The organism is Candidatus Bathyarchaeia archaeon (assembly GCA_041447175.1).
Taxonomy (GTDB): domain Archaea; phylum Thermoproteota; class Bathyarchaeia; order Bathyarchaeales; family Bathycorpusculaceae; genus JADGNF01.
Window position 1 is genome coordinate 71,763 of sequence record CP166960.1, and the last position, 14,947, is coordinate 86,709.

General features: G+C 48.2%; 19 protein-coding genes. 15 read left to right on the forward strand and 4 right to left on the reverse strand.

The genetic code is table 11. The annotated features are described in order from the left end of the window. The first annotated feature begins 5 nt into the window (after positions 1–5). Both ACBZ72_00480 and ACBZ72_00485 read left to right on the forward strand, forming a co-directional pair. Complete coding sequence (locus ACBZ72_00480; protein XES77372.1) at positions 6–293, forward strand: hypothetical protein; 288 nt, start codon at positions 6–8, stop codon at positions 291–293. 65 nt (positions 294–358) lie between these two features. Continuing rightward, a complete protein-coding gene (locus ACBZ72_00485; GenBank protein XES77373.1) occupies positions 359–511 on the forward strand; it encodes a hypothetical protein in 153 nt (50 codons plus the stop codon). Between the two features lie 11 nt (positions 512–522). Here ACBZ72_00485 and ACBZ72_00490 read toward each other — a convergent pair whose 3' ends face one another. Both ACBZ72_00490 and ACBZ72_00495 read right to left on the reverse strand, forming a co-directional pair. Beyond that, entirely contained in the window at positions 523–1,074 is a 552-nt protein-coding gene (locus ACBZ72_00490; protein ID XES77374.1) for a ferredoxin-thioredoxin reductase catalytic domain-containing protein, read from the reverse strand. Further along, positions 1,071–1,355: a glutaredoxin family protein gene (locus tag ACBZ72_00495; protein XES77375.1), complete on the reverse strand. Its 285-nt coding sequence runs from the start codon at positions 1,353–1,355 to the stop codon at positions 1,071–1,073. Before ACBZ72_00495 ends, ACBZ72_00490 begins: the two co-directional genes overlap by 4 nt. Positions 1,356–1,463: 108 nt before the next feature. Here ACBZ72_00495 and ACBZ72_00500 point away from each other — a divergent pair, with 108 nt between their 5' ends. After that, positions 1,464–2,867, forward strand: coding sequence for a PQQ-binding-like beta-propeller repeat protein (locus ACBZ72_00500; GenBank protein XES77376.1), 1,404 nt, complete (start codon positions 1,464–1,466; stop codon positions 2,865–2,867). Here ACBZ72_00500 and ACBZ72_00505 read toward each other — a convergent pair. Beyond that, positions 2,853–4,226: a dihydrolipoyl dehydrogenase gene (locus ACBZ72_00505; GenBank protein ID XES77377.1), complete on the reverse strand. Its 1,374-nt coding sequence runs from the start codon at positions 4,224–4,226 to the stop codon at positions 2,853–2,855. The genes ACBZ72_00500 and ACBZ72_00505 overlap by 15 nt on opposite strands. Positions 4,227–4,432: 206 nt before the next feature. Here ACBZ72_00505 and ACBZ72_00510 point away from each other — a divergent pair, with 206 nt between their 5' ends. Both ACBZ72_00510 and ACBZ72_00515 read left to right on the forward strand, forming a co-directional pair. Continuing rightward, complete coding sequence (locus ACBZ72_00510) at positions 4,433–4,666, forward strand: hypothetical protein (GenBank protein XES77378.1); 234 nt, start codon at positions 4,433–4,435, stop codon at positions 4,664–4,666. Positions 4,667–4,764: 98 nt separating this feature from the next. After that, positions 4,765–5,067, forward strand: coding sequence for a ferredoxin family protein (locus ACBZ72_00515; protein XES77379.1), 303 nt, complete (start codon positions 4,765–4,767; stop codon positions 5,065–5,067). An 88-nt stretch (positions 5,068–5,155) separates the two neighbouring features. Here the strand turns inward: ACBZ72_00515 and ACBZ72_00520 are convergent, their stop codons facing one another. Then, complete coding sequence (locus ACBZ72_00520) at positions 5,156–5,776, reverse strand: superoxide dismutase (GenBank protein XES77380.1); 621 nt, start codon at positions 5,774–5,776, stop codon at positions 5,156–5,158. 176 nt (positions 5,777–5,952) lie between these two features. Here ACBZ72_00520 and ACBZ72_00525 point away from each other — a divergent pair, with 176 nt between their 5' ends. From ACBZ72_00525 to ACBZ72_00570, 10 genes are all read left to right on the forward strand, one after another. Further along, the gene (locus ACBZ72_00525) at positions 5,953–6,456 is read left to right on the forward strand and encodes a rubrerythrin family protein (GenBank protein ID XES77381.1); all 504 of its coding nucleotides are present in this window, start codon (positions 5,953–5,955) and stop codon (positions 6,454–6,456) included. Between the two features lie 361 nt (positions 6,457–6,817). After that, positions 6,818–7,687 (forward strand): hypothetical protein, encoded by an 870-nt coding sequence (locus ACBZ72_00530; protein XES77382.1) that lies wholly within the window; start codon positions 6,818–6,820, stop codon positions 7,685–7,687. A gap of 213 nt (positions 7,688–7,900) precedes the next feature. Then, positions 7,901–9,529 carry a DUF2341 domain-containing protein gene (locus ACBZ72_00535; protein ID XES78702.1) on the forward strand — a complete coding sequence of 543 codons (1,629 nt, stop codon included), beginning with the start codon at positions 7,901–7,903 and terminating at the stop codon, positions 9,527–9,529. A 4-nt stretch (positions 9,530–9,533) separates the two neighbouring features. Beyond that, a complete protein-coding gene (locus ACBZ72_00540) occupies positions 9,534–10,844 on the forward strand; it encodes a hypothetical protein (protein XES77383.1) in 1,311 nt (436 codons plus the stop codon). A 286-nt stretch (positions 10,845–11,130) separates the two neighbouring features. Then, the gene (locus ACBZ72_00545) at positions 11,131–11,715 is read left to right on the forward strand and encodes a 50S ribosomal protein L15e (protein ID XES77384.1); all 585 of its coding nucleotides are present in this window, start codon (positions 11,131–11,133) and stop codon (positions 11,713–11,715) included. Then, positions 11,715–11,939, forward strand: a complete 225-nt coding sequence (locus ACBZ72_00550; protein XES77385.1) for a ribosomal protein L13e — start codon at positions 11,715–11,717, stop codon at positions 11,937–11,939. The genes ACBZ72_00545 and ACBZ72_00550 overlap by 1 nt, the downstream gene beginning before the upstream one ends. A gap of 34 nt (positions 11,940–11,973) precedes the next feature. Next, positions 11,974–12,429, forward strand: coding sequence for an RNA-binding domain-containing protein (locus tag ACBZ72_00555; protein ID XES77386.1), 456 nt, complete (start codon positions 11,974–11,976; stop codon positions 12,427–12,429). Beyond that, on the forward strand, positions 12,426–13,160 hold the full coding sequence (locus tag ACBZ72_00560) for an RNase P subunit p30 family protein (protein ID XES77387.1): 735 nt from the start codon (positions 12,426–12,428) through the stop codon (positions 13,158–13,160). Before ACBZ72_00555 ends, ACBZ72_00560 begins: the two co-directional genes overlap by 4 nt. A gap of 26 nt (positions 13,161–13,186) precedes the next feature. Then, positions 13,187–13,474 carry an Rpp14/Pop5 family protein gene (locus ACBZ72_00565; GenBank protein XES78703.1) on the forward strand — a complete coding sequence of 96 codons (288 nt, stop codon included), beginning with the start codon at positions 13,187–13,189 and terminating at the stop codon, positions 13,472–13,474. 218 nt (positions 13,475–13,692) lie between these two features. Beyond that, positions 13,693–14,931, forward strand: coding sequence for a LeuA family protein (locus tag ACBZ72_00570; protein ID XES77388.1), 1,239 nt, complete (start codon positions 13,693–13,695; stop codon positions 14,929–14,931). Positions 14,932–14,947 lie beyond the last annotated feature (16 nt).

The following is a 14,947-nucleotide window of genomic DNA, read 5'->3' on the forward strand; positions in this document are numbered from 1 at the left end:
AGGACTTGACAACACTTGCCAGCTTCGCTCTAACCACGTTTCCTTGGTCATTGCTGTTGGCATTAACGCCACGGGTGGTTTTGGGCATGAGTGAAAAAGGCTACGAAAACGGATACGTGAAGTGTAGCGAATGCCGCAATTTAGAGAGTTATTGGAAAAACGGTGCACTGGTCTTTTACATGTGCCGCCTTAGACCGGTAGCGATGAAGAAACAGGATAACAGTTGGAGACGCTGCCGCTTCTTTATACACACCAACGATTCGCCGATTGAACGCCAAAACCAAATCAAATAGCGCCTAAAGAGTGTCCAAAAAACTTTTACACTTAAACGGGGCTCTCATCTTTTGAGGTGAAACTGTTGGGTTTAAAGTTAAAGGTGGATGGCAAAGATATTCCCCTTAACGAGTTTGTTTCCCGCTTCATTCAAGGAACCGTCGTGGGCGGCGTGTCCTCACTAAAGGGCATCCGAGATAACTGGGAAAAAATCGAAATCGAAGTCACAAAAGAGTAAAAGCCGCCGGGTTATCCGGTGAACTCAACTTTTACTTTTATCTCCGCAAACATTTCCCGTTTTGCTTTGCATATGGGGCACACGTAGGGTGGCTCTTCGCGGTAAACCACGTAGCCGCATTGTTTGCAGTACCATAGTTTGGGCATGATTTGAACGAATTCTTCAGTTTCTTCTTTGGTTTGTGTGGCTTGTGGTTGTTTGGGCATGCTGGCGGCTTGGAAGGCTTTTGCCTGTTTATCGATGGGGCGGCGTTCGGGTACACTGGGTAGTTCCTTTTTGCCTTCGTAAACTTCTTTGTTAACATAGAGGCGGCAGTAGCAGGAGCCGTATTGGGCGACGTCGGGGTCGCGGTAGTCACAGGGGCAGATGATGTCGCGGTCTAAGTCCAGGTTGCCTGAGGCGAGGCGGCAGGGGCAGCTGGGGTAGCTGTAGCGTTCCTCGTTGGTTTTAAGACCTTCCAGAAGTCCTTGCAGAAGTTGCGGGTCGTTGATTAGGTAGTACCCGAAGGTTTTGGCGTCGGATTCGGCGCGTTTGCGTGTTTGCTCCATGGTTATTGGGGTCATAGTTCCAGCGCCTCTTTAAGGAGGTCTTTGCGAAAGCCCGTGACGACTTTGTTGTCGTCGATGATGGTGGTTGGGTAGCTGAGGGCTCCACCGCGGTTTTGGATGTCTTGGCGGATTTTGGCTTTGTCATCTTCAGTGCATAAGTCCACATCAACGTATTGGTAGTCAATGTTGTTGTCTTTGAGGTACTGTTTGGTCATTTTGCACCAGACGCAGGTACTCAGAGCGTAAACGAAAACCTTGTGCTTACTATTACTTCCAGTAACTTTAACAACATCCATAATAAATCACACAACATCTAGAACTGTTGTTTGCAGGCGCATATAACTTTTTAGCTGACCCCCTATCAAGTTTGCAAGTATGCCCGACGCAAACTGTTGCTTCAGTTTTTGTCTGTTTTCCCAAAGCCAACCTTAATATTCCACGCTGAAACACAACCCAACGTGGCTTTCAGAAACAAAAAACGTCCATCCGGCTGCACTCTTGTAGTTTTTACAGTTGTCGCTTTGCTTCTTCTCTGCCCACTTTCCATCGTTGTTTACGCTGACTCTGCATCCCAAAACTGGACAATGTACCGCTTCAACGCTGCCCACACAGGATACACACCAGACCAAGCCCCAATCGCTGTCCCTTCCCAACTCTGGAACTTCACCATAAACCCTGACTCGTCATTTGTGCCTTCACCCGTTGTACTGGTTAATGACCGATTGTTTGTTGGTTCAGCAAACGGCGTTTACTGCTTCGACGCTGCCACAGGCGCGCAAAAGTGGCGCTCACTAAGTAGCGACTTTGCTGCTTCAACCCCCGCCGTTTCCAACTGGCGCATCTTTGCAGCAGCCACAGACGGTTACCTGTACTGTTTTGGTGCTGACAGCGGCGCAGAGCTTTGGCGCTTCTCAACCACCCCCCAGAGTGCGCCTGCTTCCTCCCCGACCGTTGTGGGCGACCACGTTTACATCCAATCTGGAAACGGCATCGTTTACTGTATTGATGTGGCAGACGGCGCCGAAGTCTGGCGTTTCTCCACAGGCTCAGCGGCGTTGGATTCTTCGCCTACAGTAGACGACGGCTTTGTCTATGTGGGCAGCGACGAGGGTATGGTCTACTGCCTGGCCGCTTCCGATGGCACCGAGGTGTGGACTTTTGCGACGGGTGGGCGGGTGCGTTCTCCCGCGGTCGAGGCGGGCTTTGTTTATGTTGGTTCCGCGGACGGCAACGCCTACTGCCTACGGGCATCAGACGGCGTGAAAGTGTGGAATTACACCACCCCATACAACAGTGCTGGCCCAGCCCACGGCTATCACTGGGGCAACACAGTTTCAGAACCCGCCGTCGCGGAAGGCACGGTCTACGTGGGCTCCTCCAACTTCCAAATCTACTGCTTAGACGCGGCGGACGGCGCCAAAATCTGGAACTACACCACAAACGCATCCGTCTACTCGGCACCCGCAGTCGCAGGCAGCGCGGTCTTGGTGGGCTCATACGACGGCAACCTTCACTGCCTCAACGCATCGGATGGCTCAGAAATGTGGCGTTACCCCGCGGGCGTCTTCTCCCCTGTTAACGCAGGCGGTAGCGCAGGCTCCCCCGCGGTTGCAGATGGCGTCGTTTACGTAGTCGGTAACGGTGTACTCTACGCTTTAGGCTCCCAGACGGTTCAGTCATCTTCAGTCCCCTTTGAACTCATTGTAGCCATTTTGGTGATAGCTGCAGTTATTGTGGCTGGCGCTTTGGTTTTTCTGCGTCGACGAAAAAAAGCGCCTAACAAAGAAAGCTGTTTAGGCGGGTTGTAGGTTTCCGAATGCGTTTTGCATTACTTCGTTCATGGCGGGGTGGATGTGCATGGACTGAATGATGGGTGCGTAGGTGCGGTCGGCGGTGTTCATGGCGTTAATGACTTCTTGAATCAGCACTGACGCTTCGGGTCCGATGATGTGGGCACCTAAGATTCTGCCCGTTTTCTGCTCCACAATTACCTTCACAAACCCATTTGGCTCACCCATCGCGGCGCCCATGGCTGTGTCCTTGTAGAGTGCGGTTCCCACCAAAATTTTGAATCCCTGCTGTTTGGCTTCGGCTTCTTTTAGCCCAACCGACGCCACTTGCGGCTCGCAGAAAACCGCATGCGGCACTGCCGAGTAATCAACTGCTGCCCTGTGACCGTGAACCGAGTTGTGCCACGCGATGCCCGCCTCGTAGTTGGCGACGTGCTTAAACATGTACTTGCCGATGGCGTCGCCTAACGCCCAAATGTTCTTCTTTCCCGTCTCAAGGTACTCGTTGACTTTGATAAAGCCCCGCTCATCCACTTTTACGCCCGTCCGTTCAGGTTTAAGCAGGTCCGAGTTGGGTGCCCTGCCAGTCGCAACCATCAACGCATCCGCCCTGAACTCTTTTTGGGAGCCGTCGGCGAGGTTCTTTGCCACCACGACCTTCTGGTCTGCTTCCTGCTTAACCTCCACAGCCTCGTGTCCTGTGTATATGTCGATGCGTTTTTGCAGTTCCAGTTTTAGCAGGTCGCTGACTTCGGGCTCCTCAGTTTTCAGCAGCGTTTGGGGGCGTTGGATGAGGGTGGTTTTGACGCCTATGCCTGAAAAGAAGTGCCCGTATTCGGCGCCGATGTAGCCTCCGCCCAGAATAATGATGCTTCTCGGGGGCTGCTTTAGCTCCAGCACGGTGTCGCTTGTGAGGTAGTCTACGGTGTCTAAGCCTTTGATGGGGGGGATTTTGACGCGGGTGCCGCTGACAATGAAGATCTTGTCGGCTCGTAGGTTTTCGCCGTTGACTTGGAACGTGTAGTCCCCTGTGAATTCGCCTGTTCCCTTGTACCATTTCATTTCGGGTGTAGCTTCCACAGCTTGGGCTTGCATGCCTGTGTCTTCTTTGACGAGTTTGTGCATGCGGCTCATGATGTTGCCAAAATCGATGCTGTTTATGGTGGCGTTTACGCCGATTTTGTTTGCTTGCCGAATTGTGGTTGCGACGTCGGCGGGGTAGATGAGCATTTTTGAGGGGACGCAGCCGCGGTTTATGCAGGTGCCTCCCATGGGACCGTTGTCGACGACGGCGACGCGAAAACCACTTTCTACCGCCACTGACGCGATGAGCATGCCACTGCCCGTGCCAACTACAAGTACATCAAAACGTTCCAATAACAACCCTCACAATGTTAATGATGCACCTTTGGGGTCAAATAAACCTTTCAACGCCGACTCATTCTTTGGCGATTTAATGCCCGTCATGGTGCGCATCAGTTTATGGGTTGACTTTCGAGAACCCAGCACTGCGGGGTATCTGCCTTCTTGTGGTTTCAGAAACCTTTTAATCCGCAACCCCAAAATCCTATTCTGTGGACAAAATGAACACACTGCTTAAAGCCCTCAGCATCGGAGCCATAGCCGCGGTAGCAACTTTTTTCGCCTTGCTTTTGTCGGGTCTGGGCACAACGGGGCTCGCAGACTCGCAGGGCAACTGGGTAAGCCTAACCACCGTTAACCTTGGCGTGCACGAGTTTGGAGTACTCATGATTGTGGTTGTTTTCGCTGTGGTTGCCGTCGCGGGCTACGCGTTAAATGCGGTAGACAAAAAATAACTCCCTGCAACGACCCCTTTTTCTCAGACCAATTTCTGTTTGCCGCCAAGCAGAAAGGCTTAATATGCTTCGGCTTCCAACTATGTGTGGTGAATTTTTTGCCGATAGATCCTGATTTTCAAACCAAACGCAAAGTTATAGGCGAACACAATGGGCATCAAGTTTGGAGCCCCAGCGAATCGGGTAAACTGGGTATCCACGGGACCAACGTGGCGGTGGATTGGGATGTCTGTGTCGGCGACGGCGTATGCGTCGATGTCTGCCCCGTATCCCTCTACGACTGGGCTCAAACTCCTGACGGACAGAAACGCTCCGACCCCGTAAGGCAACCTGACTGCATCCAATGCTTAGCCTGCGAAACCCAGTGTCCCACGCAAGCCATCAAAATAACGCCCCCATAAACCCCTGTTTTTGCACTCCTGCTCCTTTTTTCAATAACACCATAAAAGTAGCTGTCACAAACGCAATAAAAAATGGGAAAAGTGGAAATTATTTTATTAACGCGCAGATTTTGTTGGCGTAGTCCCAGTTAACAACATTCCAAAAGCCGTCAACGAATCGGGCGCGGTCGTTTTTGTAGTCCAAGTAGTAGGCGTGTTCCCAAACATCTAACGCCAACACAATACGGAACCCCGGGTACACATTGACATTGTGCTTCTCAACCTGCATAATTAGGGGCCTAGCGACGCATTCCTGCATGGCTAAAACTGCCCAGCCTGAACCCTCCACGCCGTTGGCTGCCTTTGAAAACTCCCTTTTGAAGCGCTCAAAGCCGCCAAACTCCTTGTCAATAAGGTCCGCGATTGTGCCGTTGGGTCTGCCGCCGCCTCTCCCAGCAGGCGCCATGCAATCCCAAAACGTGCTGTGCAGCATATGCCCGCCGATGTGGAACGAAAGCTCCTTGAGGGCGGCTTTTAAGTCAATTTCCACGTTGTCTTCTCGGGCTTCATCCAGCTTCTCAAAAAGAGCGTTGGCGCCGTTCACGTATGCTTGATGGTGTTTGCTGTGGTGAAGCTTCAGCTGCTCCTCGGACAGAAAAGGCGAGAGGGCGTTGTAGTCGTATTGCAGTTTGGGTAAACTAAACGACCTGACTCCTTCGGCTTTACTCATTAAAACGTGCTCCATGTTGCTCACCTGACTATTTTTCAAACGGTTTTGGGCTAATATTGCTTTGTTGTCTCACTCTGTTCAGCGTGCACCGTTTGGGAAGGTTCATTTTTGATTTTTGGGGGCTCAGTAGGCTTATAACTGAGCTTGAGGCTTACTATTTTCAGGAGACTTTTGTCATGACTAAAACAAACGAAAACCTCAAGTCTGCCTTCGCAGGCGAATCACAAGCCAACCGACGGTACTTAGCGTTTGCCCAGAAAGCTGAAGAAGAAGGTTTCGCGCAGGCAGCCAAGCTTTTCCGAGCCGCAGCTGAGGCAGAAACTATTCACGCACTTAATCACCTACGCATAACAGACGAAGTGCAGTCTACGCTGGACAACCTGAACGCGGCGGTGAGCGGCGAAACATTCGAGTTTACCAAAATGTACCCACAATACATTGAGGAAGCAAAGCGGGAGGAGAACAAGCAGGCCGCTTGGAGCTTTGACGTAGCCAACAAGGTGGAGCAGGTGCATGCTATGCTGTATCAGAAAGCAATTGATGCGTTGAAGGCGAAGCAGGAAATGCCCAAAGTCGACTACTATGTCTGTAGCGTTTGCGGAAACACTGTTGAAGGCGAAGCACCCGAAGTATGTCCTATCTGTGGGGCCCCGAAGTCAAAATTCTTCAAGACCGCCTAAACAGCGATTTCCTTTATTATTTCTCCTTTTTCGTTAATCGACGAAACTCTACTCTATTTGCTGCCTATTTGGATGCTATTAGAAATTCATTGCAGAAACTATAGAGGGAGGTAGCCGCCAACAAATCATGCGGTAAATAGTCGGTGGCGTATAACAAGGGTTTAGCAATTGATTTTTAATGAGTGTTTTTGACACAAGCACAAAATGAAGGCAATTAGTTTAATTCAATCATTGTTAAGTATGAGTGGGAAAATTTTGTAAATGAATTGTAACTCACCTTGTTATTCGTATTTAAAGATAAATCTAATAAGTGAAACGGTTTGATATTAACATAAGTTTGTTTGCCTGTTGGTGTACCTAAATGAGGGGATTGATGGTAGTAGTGGGCGTACTACTTTTAGTTATGTTGCTTACTTCAACGTTTGTAACTTCAATTCCTGCGCAAATTGGTGATGAGGAAAAAGTATCAATAACAGGAAATAAAATCTATTTGGATAGTGCTGATGTCTACTTTTCTGCGATGCCGCACACGCTTAAGGCTGATGGTTACTTGTACTTAAATTTCACCAGTAAAACATTCAGTGGCTCTGTTGATTTCTGTTTAGGGTTTGATGGTGACTCATCTATTCCAAGTTGCATAGAGGTTTATGACCCGTATAATGTGACAACTCAGCATGAGTTGAACTTGTCTTCATACTGGGAGAATCCTGCTTACAATGTTGCGTTTAACTACACTAAAAAAGCTGCCAATACGGTATATGATGGCGTTGTGTATGTTTGCCTTAATCAAAGTGCTTTGCCTTTTATTAATCAAACTAGTAATCAAACTTCAGTTAATGGGACTCAGAATATGGTTAACCAGAATACGCTTATAGATGCCGACAATGAGACATCAAGCAAAGTTTTGGATAGTGTTATGTTGCAACAGCATTTTGATTTTGCAGATTTAGATAGCAAGATGTTTTATTGGAACACCACTGAGACACTATACTGGCGAAGTATTTGTGGAAACTTGAGTAACACTGAACAAAACGTTAAAGTTTTAGACATGACTGCTTGGTACTTTGAATGTCTTCCTGTTGAAGAGGGTGGACAATGCTATCTTCGGATCTGGTTAACTTTTCCTGCTTGTCAGGCTTGCGAGCTTTTGGTCGGTTTTAAGTTGCACAATGAAAGCTTAGAGCACTCAAATCATGAACGGGGCTTTTCAGTATCTAACTGTAGAGTATGATCCTGCTTGGCAGGTAGATGGTGGGCGGTCATCGTCTTCTTGGGCGCCTTACAATTGGCTTTTTAGGAAGAGCCATGCGATATTAAACTTGACAAATGCTCAAAACGGTTATAGTACTAATTATCCTGTAAAGTTGAATGTATATTATTATGGCGGGACGGTACTGGAGACCAGGTTTACCTAGATGGTGAATGTAGGGGGGATTTTGGGGACATACGGTTTACAGGTGACGATGGTGTGACCTTACTGAACTATTGGGTGGATTCTGTCAGTGTTGGAAGTTTTGCTACTTTCTGGGTTAAGATTGCTGGTGACTTATCTTTGGCTAATCAAACGATATACATCTACTATGGCAACCCAAATGCTCTAACTACTAGTAATCAGTTTACTGCAGACGTCATGCAATTGCGAGAGCAGCAAGTTAATCCTAGTTATGCTCCTGACCTTTGGTTTTATGGTGGCACCACTGCATATCTGTTTTCGACTACTGAAGGTCTTGGTTTTGGGTGGGCATTCTTTTCAGTTCCTAAGTCATGGATTAACGGCAAGTATCTGCGTTGGTGCTGGGAGGGTTATTGGGATTATACAGATTATCAGTATGAGTGGTCGGTTAGAATTTATGATGGTGCTTACAAGAGAACTTCGTCGGCGGATTTTCCGGTTCAAGATAGTCCCGCCTTAAAGGGTGCGGGGCTTTTGCAGCATTATGACCGGACGGCTAACCGTTCTTTTGGTCCAGAGACTGCTGAGTTTTTGGTTAATGTGGACTCTGCTCAGTGTGATAGCGTTACGGTTTTCTTGTTGTTGCGAGATGGTTGGATTGCGCATTGGATGGTTGGTATGTGGGATTTTGTGGAGATTAATTCGGGGAGTGGGGGCTCTGGAAACATTGCCAGGGTAGATTTTACACAGTCTTTAGGATTGATAGAGTATTGGGGTTATGGCGATTATGGGTTAATGAGAAAATACGTATCTCCTGAACCTATCCATGGCAGTTGGGGTGCTGAGGAGAGAATGGTTGCGGCTGCTCCTGTGTATGTTTCTACTTATGATCAGGGCTATGAGTCGAATCTTGCTTCCGCAATAGCTGCTTCTAGCATTGCTGGTTCTTTCGGGCAGCAATCAACTGTATATGCCTATGCGCCAAACGAGTATGGAGGGAGCACCGCAAAGGCACGTGTTTATCAAAATGCCAGTTTTTATGAGGCAACTTGTGCCTATGTAACAGTATTCCATTATGGGCATTATAACTTCACTAGTTTACCTGACGTGCCTGGGGTGCCTCAAACAAAGCACTGGGGCTACTACGATAGTCTCGGTGACTCTGTTTGGGATACTGAGTTGTTTTGTTCGACTTCTTTAGGAAAGCATTATTTTGTTTTTCTTTGGACTTGTGTGTTGGCAGAAGAGTTGGGTTATTGGGATTCAGTTAGTGGTACTGGTGCGGTTGGGCTGCCTTATGCTTGGACGCATCATGGTGAAGAATATGGGTGGACCATTGATGGCTATGCCAATGATTCACCGAATGACTATTGTTTCATAAGCTTCCTCAACCACTCAAGATGGCTAAACGGAACAATCCCGGGAACAGCCTACACCTATACTGACTTCCTCATGAAATTCTACCAAGAAGCCCTACAAGAGGGCAGTTCAATAAATGATGCGCTTAACTTGGCATCAGCATATGTTTTAGGAAACCCAACGAAGAAATTCAGCGATATGGACCTCTATACAGGGTATGAAGTTTATGATCCTGAGCATCCACTTGAAGGTGGAGAGCTCTGGAAGTGTAAAATGCTTGTTTTAGGTAATGGAGATATGGTTTTGCCCCAAGGAGGATGAAAATATGAAATTTGAAACCAAAAAATTGTTTGTTTATGTACTTATGATCAGCATTGTTGCTTCTACTATTGTGATGACTCCCGAAATAAATGCTAAAGACTGGGATGCCCAACAAAATGCGTTAGTTTTCATGACGGATGTTATTGGTCTCGACTTATCAAAATATGATACAGATCTGATATCTAATCATGTTGAATACCCATCACAATGGGGGGGTCTAGCCGAAGAACGTGTTAGGTATAGCCTAACTTGCGGGAGTTTAAGTACCCTTGATATACTATTTACCTTTGTAAACAAAACATTGTATGGTGTTAATGTTTGGGTAGATGAAGGGGAGCCTATTCTGACTGATGAACCTCCACAAAGTGTAGTTTCACTGGCTGGAAACACTCTTCAGCGAAGCCAGAACTTCCTAACAAGTTCACTTACTCAGAGGATGCACGCCTTACTAGATGAAGCTAGTGACTCTTCATCTGTGGAGATAGTAAGTGAGGACATGAAGCTGGTAACTTCAGTTGATGGTAATCAAACAAGATTCGATTGGATTGAATCAGTAAATGGCATTGATTTCTCTAGAAAGTTTATTAGTTTCACTTTTACCGATGGGCTTTTAGATGGTTTTGGTAATAGTTGGGGTTTGTATTCGGTTGGTTGTTCTGATGTGAATGTTTCTAGGGAGGATGCGGTTGAGATTGCTAGAAAGCAGGCTGGTGAGTATGTGTTGCGGATTTTTCAGGGTGGTGAGTATGTGGCTATGAATTTTTCGTTGCGGGAGGAGCTGGTGGGTGTTGAGTTTTTTGATTTTGTGAGGGAGCCTTTGGTGTTGTATCCGTTTTGGAAGGTGCAGCTTTATTTTGATAGGCTTTATGGCACGGCAGACGGTATTGAAGTGGGTATTTGGGCGGATACTGGTGAGGTTAGTTTCTGTCAGGCAACGGGTTTCTCTGGAGTTCCTGATTATGAATCAAACTCTTCAAGTGCATTGACTCCACAACCATCAACTTCCGTGCACCCCTCCCAGACGCCGGCACCCGTTCCCTCTCAGACAACTCCTTCATTTTCTGCTTCGCCCTCCTTGTCTTCACAATCGCCTTTAACCGAACCGACTGCTACTGTCACACCTGAGCCTAAATCAAGCACCTCTTCCACAATTGAACCTTCTTTGTCGCCCTCTTTGCAGCCTCAAGACGAAAATTTGCCCTCTGTTGATGTTTTTACCCTTGGCTTATTGGCTGTTTTTGCGGCGGGCATTGTGGTTACTATTTGCTTTGTACATTTTATGCGCAAGAACTCTGTTTCAAAGAAAAGCTTGTAGTTTGAACTCACGGTCTTGTCTCAGAAACAGAAGTTAAAGCTGCAACATTTTACGCGCTTTGGTGTTGTGCAGTTTCTATATATAGAGGGAGGGGTAGGTCAGAGGTAGTCAAGCTATAGTGAAGCAACAAACAAAAATAACCATGGCTGAGGATTGATGTGCTGGAAAGGTTTATGTTTGGGCTTGAAGTTTTTACTTTCCGATTTGACGGACCGCAGTGTCCGTTGGGATGTGGTCCCCAAGTGGGACTGAACCGCAAACCGCAACATACCAAGGTGAAATCAGAATGTCCTACAAGTACATAGCCGAAGAATGGGCAAAACCCGAAAAAAGCTTCGTTGAAGAACTCATGCGCCAACGCCTCATCCAATGGCGCAAAGAACCCACCGTAAACCGCGTGGAACACCCCCTTAGACTGGACCGAGCACGTAAACTCGGCTACAAAGCCAAACAAGGCTTCATAGTGGCACGCGTCAAAGTCCGCAGAGGTAACCTGCGCAAACTCCGCCCAGTCAGCGGACGCAGACCCAAACGCATGGGTGTTAAACAATTCAAACCCGCCAAAAGCCTCCGCTTAATCGCCGAGGAACGTGCAGGAAGAAAATTCCCCAACACCGAAGTTCTTAACAGTTACTGGGTTGGCGAAGACGGACGCCACAAATGGTTCGAAGTCATCCTCGTTGATGTTAGCCACCCCGCCATCAAATCCGACAAAGACATAAAATGGATAACCGAAAACCAACACACCCGCCGCGCCTTCCGAGGTTTAACCAGCGCTGGCAAAAACGTCCGTGGACTGCACCACAAGGGCATAGGCTCTGAGAAGGCACGTCCAAGCCGCAGATACGGACACAAAGGAGTGCACCAGTAATGCACCACATCAAACCTATGGTTACCTGCCAAACAGGCAAAGAACGGCTTGGCAAAGGCTTTAGCCCCGACGAAGTGCGAGACGCAGGCTTAAACCCTGCCAGCGCACGCAAACTCGGCATACCCATCGATTGGAAACGCAAAAGCATCCACGAAGAAAACATCACTTGTCTCAAAGCCCACGCCGACAAACTGCCCGCAAAAACGCAAAAATCTAAAAACTAGAAGCCGCCATTAACCAATGTGCGGTGTTCCCCTTTTGTCTTCCTCTTCTTCTAAGTACCCTATCGCTTACGTGGAAATTCGAGTTTTCAGCCACGCCACCGAAGACCTTAAAAAAGTGGAAACTGCCGTGCGCAACACCCTGCCCGAAGCGTTGGCTGAAGCGGCTGTCTTGAATAAGACTAACTGTGTTGGGCACCATGGAAACCCCATTGTGATGGTGGAAACCAAACTTTCCAACCGGGAACTGCTCTTCTCCGCGATTCAAAAACTGGGCGCGTCGCTTTCTGCGCTGGACAAGGAACAGTTGGATGAGGAACTGAAAAGCCACATCGATAAACACAACCTTTTCTTGCGTTTAGATAAGCAAAACGCAGCTTTAGGCACCGTGAAGCTTTCCCCTAACGACCCTATTCATTTCAAGATTCACTTCAAAAACCGCACTCCAGACGAAATCACCAAAATCTGCCGCCAAGCAGGACTCCTGCCATGAGACGCGTCTTCTCTGACCTGCATCTGCGCATCAACTGCCGCGACGGCACCCAAACCCTTAAAGTTGCCCAAAAAGCCGCAGAGTTAGGATACAAACAAATCGCAACACCGCTTGCGCCTGAAACTCGACCGGAACAAATCCGCCAACTCCAAGCCACATTCGGTGAGACGGGTGTGGATTTTGTTTCACGAGTAGATTTGCGTCCACGGTCGCAAGCTGACTTGTTGAGTGCGTTGCGGAAGCTGCGGCGAAAATTCGAAGTTATCTGCGTTTTGTGCGAAAACAAGGAAGTGGCACGGCAAGCCGCCAAAGACCGCAGAGTGGACTTGCTGAATTTTCCGCTGTTAGATTTTAAGCGACGGTTCTTTGACTTTGCCGAAGCAGAACTGGCTAGCTCAGCACAGGCGGGGTTTGAGGTGGATGTGAAACCGCTGTTGGTTTTGGAAGGGCCAGCGCGCGTGCGGTTGTTGTCGTCTTTGCGCAGGGAAGTTGCAGTGGCATTAGAGTACCACGTGCCTGTTGTGGCTTGTAGTGGAGTTTCGGAGTTGCTGCTTATGCGTCGACCCCGCGAAGTGGCCTTGCTTTTGTCGCTGTTTGGCTTGCAAGGTGAACCGGCACTGAATACTGTTTCAGTGAATCCTGCCGCGTTAGTTTGTCGAAACCGCGAAAAACTTGCCGAGGGGTTTGTGGCTCCGGGCATTCGGGTGGTTAAGCAGGGGGCTGATTGTTGAAGCGGTTTAAGCGGCGTTACCTGGCATTGAAGTTGGAGGTGGATTCGATGCCCAGCGAACGAGAGTTTATGGATGCAGTTTGGGGCGCAGTAACAAGGCTATATGGAGAGTATGGCGCGAGCCTTGCAAATTTGGTGCTGATACATCTGGATTGCGAGGACAAGTTTGTGGTTTTGCGCGCGAACTTGAGCGCATTGGATAGTGTGCGGGCAGCATTGGCTACGGTGACGTCAATTTGTGGGCAGGATGCTGCGGTTCATGTTTTGGCGGTTTCGGGCACAATTAAGGCGCTGTGTTCAAATTTGAGGCAGTAAGATTTTTTGTTTTGTTGGATGCTTGTGGGTTTACGTTTGTCTTCTCTCTGCAGTTATGTAAAGTTTTTATTTACTTAATGTAAACTTTGCTTCATTGTATATCCAAGTGTTCTTGGACAAATTTATAGTAAAGTTGCAGAAACATTTATCAATGATTAGAATGCAGTAAAATTGCGATACAAAACAACAATCAAACCAAGTCTCAAAGTGGTCTACCCATGAAATTGACCGATTTTTTCTTCAAAATGCCCCAACTAAAAACAGAACCCATAATCGATGATACCACCCTACGAGACGGCATCCAAATGCCTGGCCTAGCCACCTCACCCAAAGACGCCGCAAAAATAGCCCAAATGCTCTGCGAAATCGGAGTGGAACGTCTCGAAGTTTTCCACTATCAACAACCCGACAAAGAAGCAGCCAAACTCATCCACAACCTAAACCTGCCCTGCCGCGTTGCCGCATGGTGCCGAGCAGTCCGCGAAGACATCGACAGCGCATTAGACCTTGGGTTTAGCGAAGTGGGCATTTCACATCCAGTTTCCCACATCCATTTCGCCGCAAAATGGCCCGACAAAACCGCCGACCAGCTTTTGGCAAATGTGGTGGATGTGGTGGAGTACGCAGCAAAAGACCATGGACTGCGAGTTTTCGTGCATGGAGAAGACAGTACACGTGCGGATTGGGCGTTTGAGAAAAAATGGGTTAACGCAGTTGCAGATGCTGGCGCGGAATGTTACCGAATTTGTGACACGGTGGGTATTGGGCTTTCTGACCCTGAAGCGCCCGTGATGAACGGGATTCCTGCCAAAGTGAAGGCACTCAAAAAAGAAACCCGTATCAAAGCATTGGAGATTCATGCACATGACGACTTTGGGAACGCAGTGGAAAACACGATGGCAGCGATTCGTGCAGCGTCAGGGGTGTGGGACAAAATCTACGCCAGCACAACCTACCTTGGCATTGGGGAACGCGCAGGAAACGCCGAAACCGAAAAAGTTCTACTCAACCTCTACCTGCAGAACGGCATACAAAAATACGCGGGAAAAACCGGGCTGTTTAAGCAAGCAGCGGATTTCATCGGCAAAGCCACAGGGTTTGTGATTCCACCCAACAAAGCCATCGTGGGAGACTACGGGTTTGCACACGAATCCGGCATACACATGCACGGTGTTCTGAACAACAGCTGGACCTATGAGCCTTATCCGCCTGAATTGGTCGGCAACACCCGACGCTTAACCATCGGCAAACAGTCAGGCAAAAGCGGCATAAAACACAAAATCGTCGAACTAACCGGCAATGAACCATCGGATGAGCAAGTGGCTACGGTTGTGGAGAAGGTGAAAGAGATTTACGCCAATGGCAGACGGGCATCACTCAACGAAAGCGAATTCAAGAAAATCCTCAAAGTGCAGAAGTTGATGCCCGAAAACGGAAACTGCAACCACCTCCATTAACCCCATTTTTCGTTTT

Coding starts and splice junctions, on each gene's coding strand:
- ACBZ72_00510 (XES77378.1), top strand. CDS start 4,433: ATGAACACACTGCTTAAAGCCCTCAGCATCGGAGCCATAGCCGCGGTA.
- ACBZ72_00560 (XES77387.1), top strand. CDS start 12,426: ATGAGACGCGTCTTCTCTGACCTGCATCTGCGCATCAACTGCCGCGAC.
- ACBZ72_00540 (XES77383.1), top strand. CDS start 9,534: ATGAAATTTGAAACCAAAAAATTGTTTGTTTATGTACTTATGATCAGC.
- ACBZ72_00545 (XES77384.1), top strand. CDS start 11,131: ATGTCCTACAAGTACATAGCCGAAGAATGGGCAAAACCCGAAAAAAGC.
- ACBZ72_00530 (XES77382.1), top strand. CDS start 6,818: ATGAGGGGATTGATGGTAGTAGTGGGCGTACTACTTTTAGTTATGTTG.
- ACBZ72_00490 (XES77374.1), bottom strand. CDS start 1,074: ATGACCCCAATAACCATGGAGCAAACACGCAAACGCGCCGAATCCGAC.
- ACBZ72_00525 (XES77381.1), top strand. CDS start 5,953: ATGACTAAAACAAACGAAAACCTCAAGTCTGCCTTCGCAGGCGAATCA.
- ACBZ72_00570 (XES77388.1), top strand. CDS start 13,693: ATGAAATTGACCGATTTTTTCTTCAAAATGCCCCAACTAAAAACAGAA.
- ACBZ72_00520 (XES77380.1), bottom strand. CDS start 5,776: ATGAGTAAAGCCGAAGGAGTCAGGTCGTTTAGTTTACCCAAACTGCAA.
- ACBZ72_00495 (XES77375.1), bottom strand. CDS start 1,355: ATGGATGTTGTTAAAGTTACTGGAAGTAATAGTAAGCACAAGGTTTTC.
- ACBZ72_00550 (XES77385.1), top strand. CDS start 11,715: ATGCACCACATCAAACCTATGGTTACCTGCCAAACAGGCAAAGAACGG.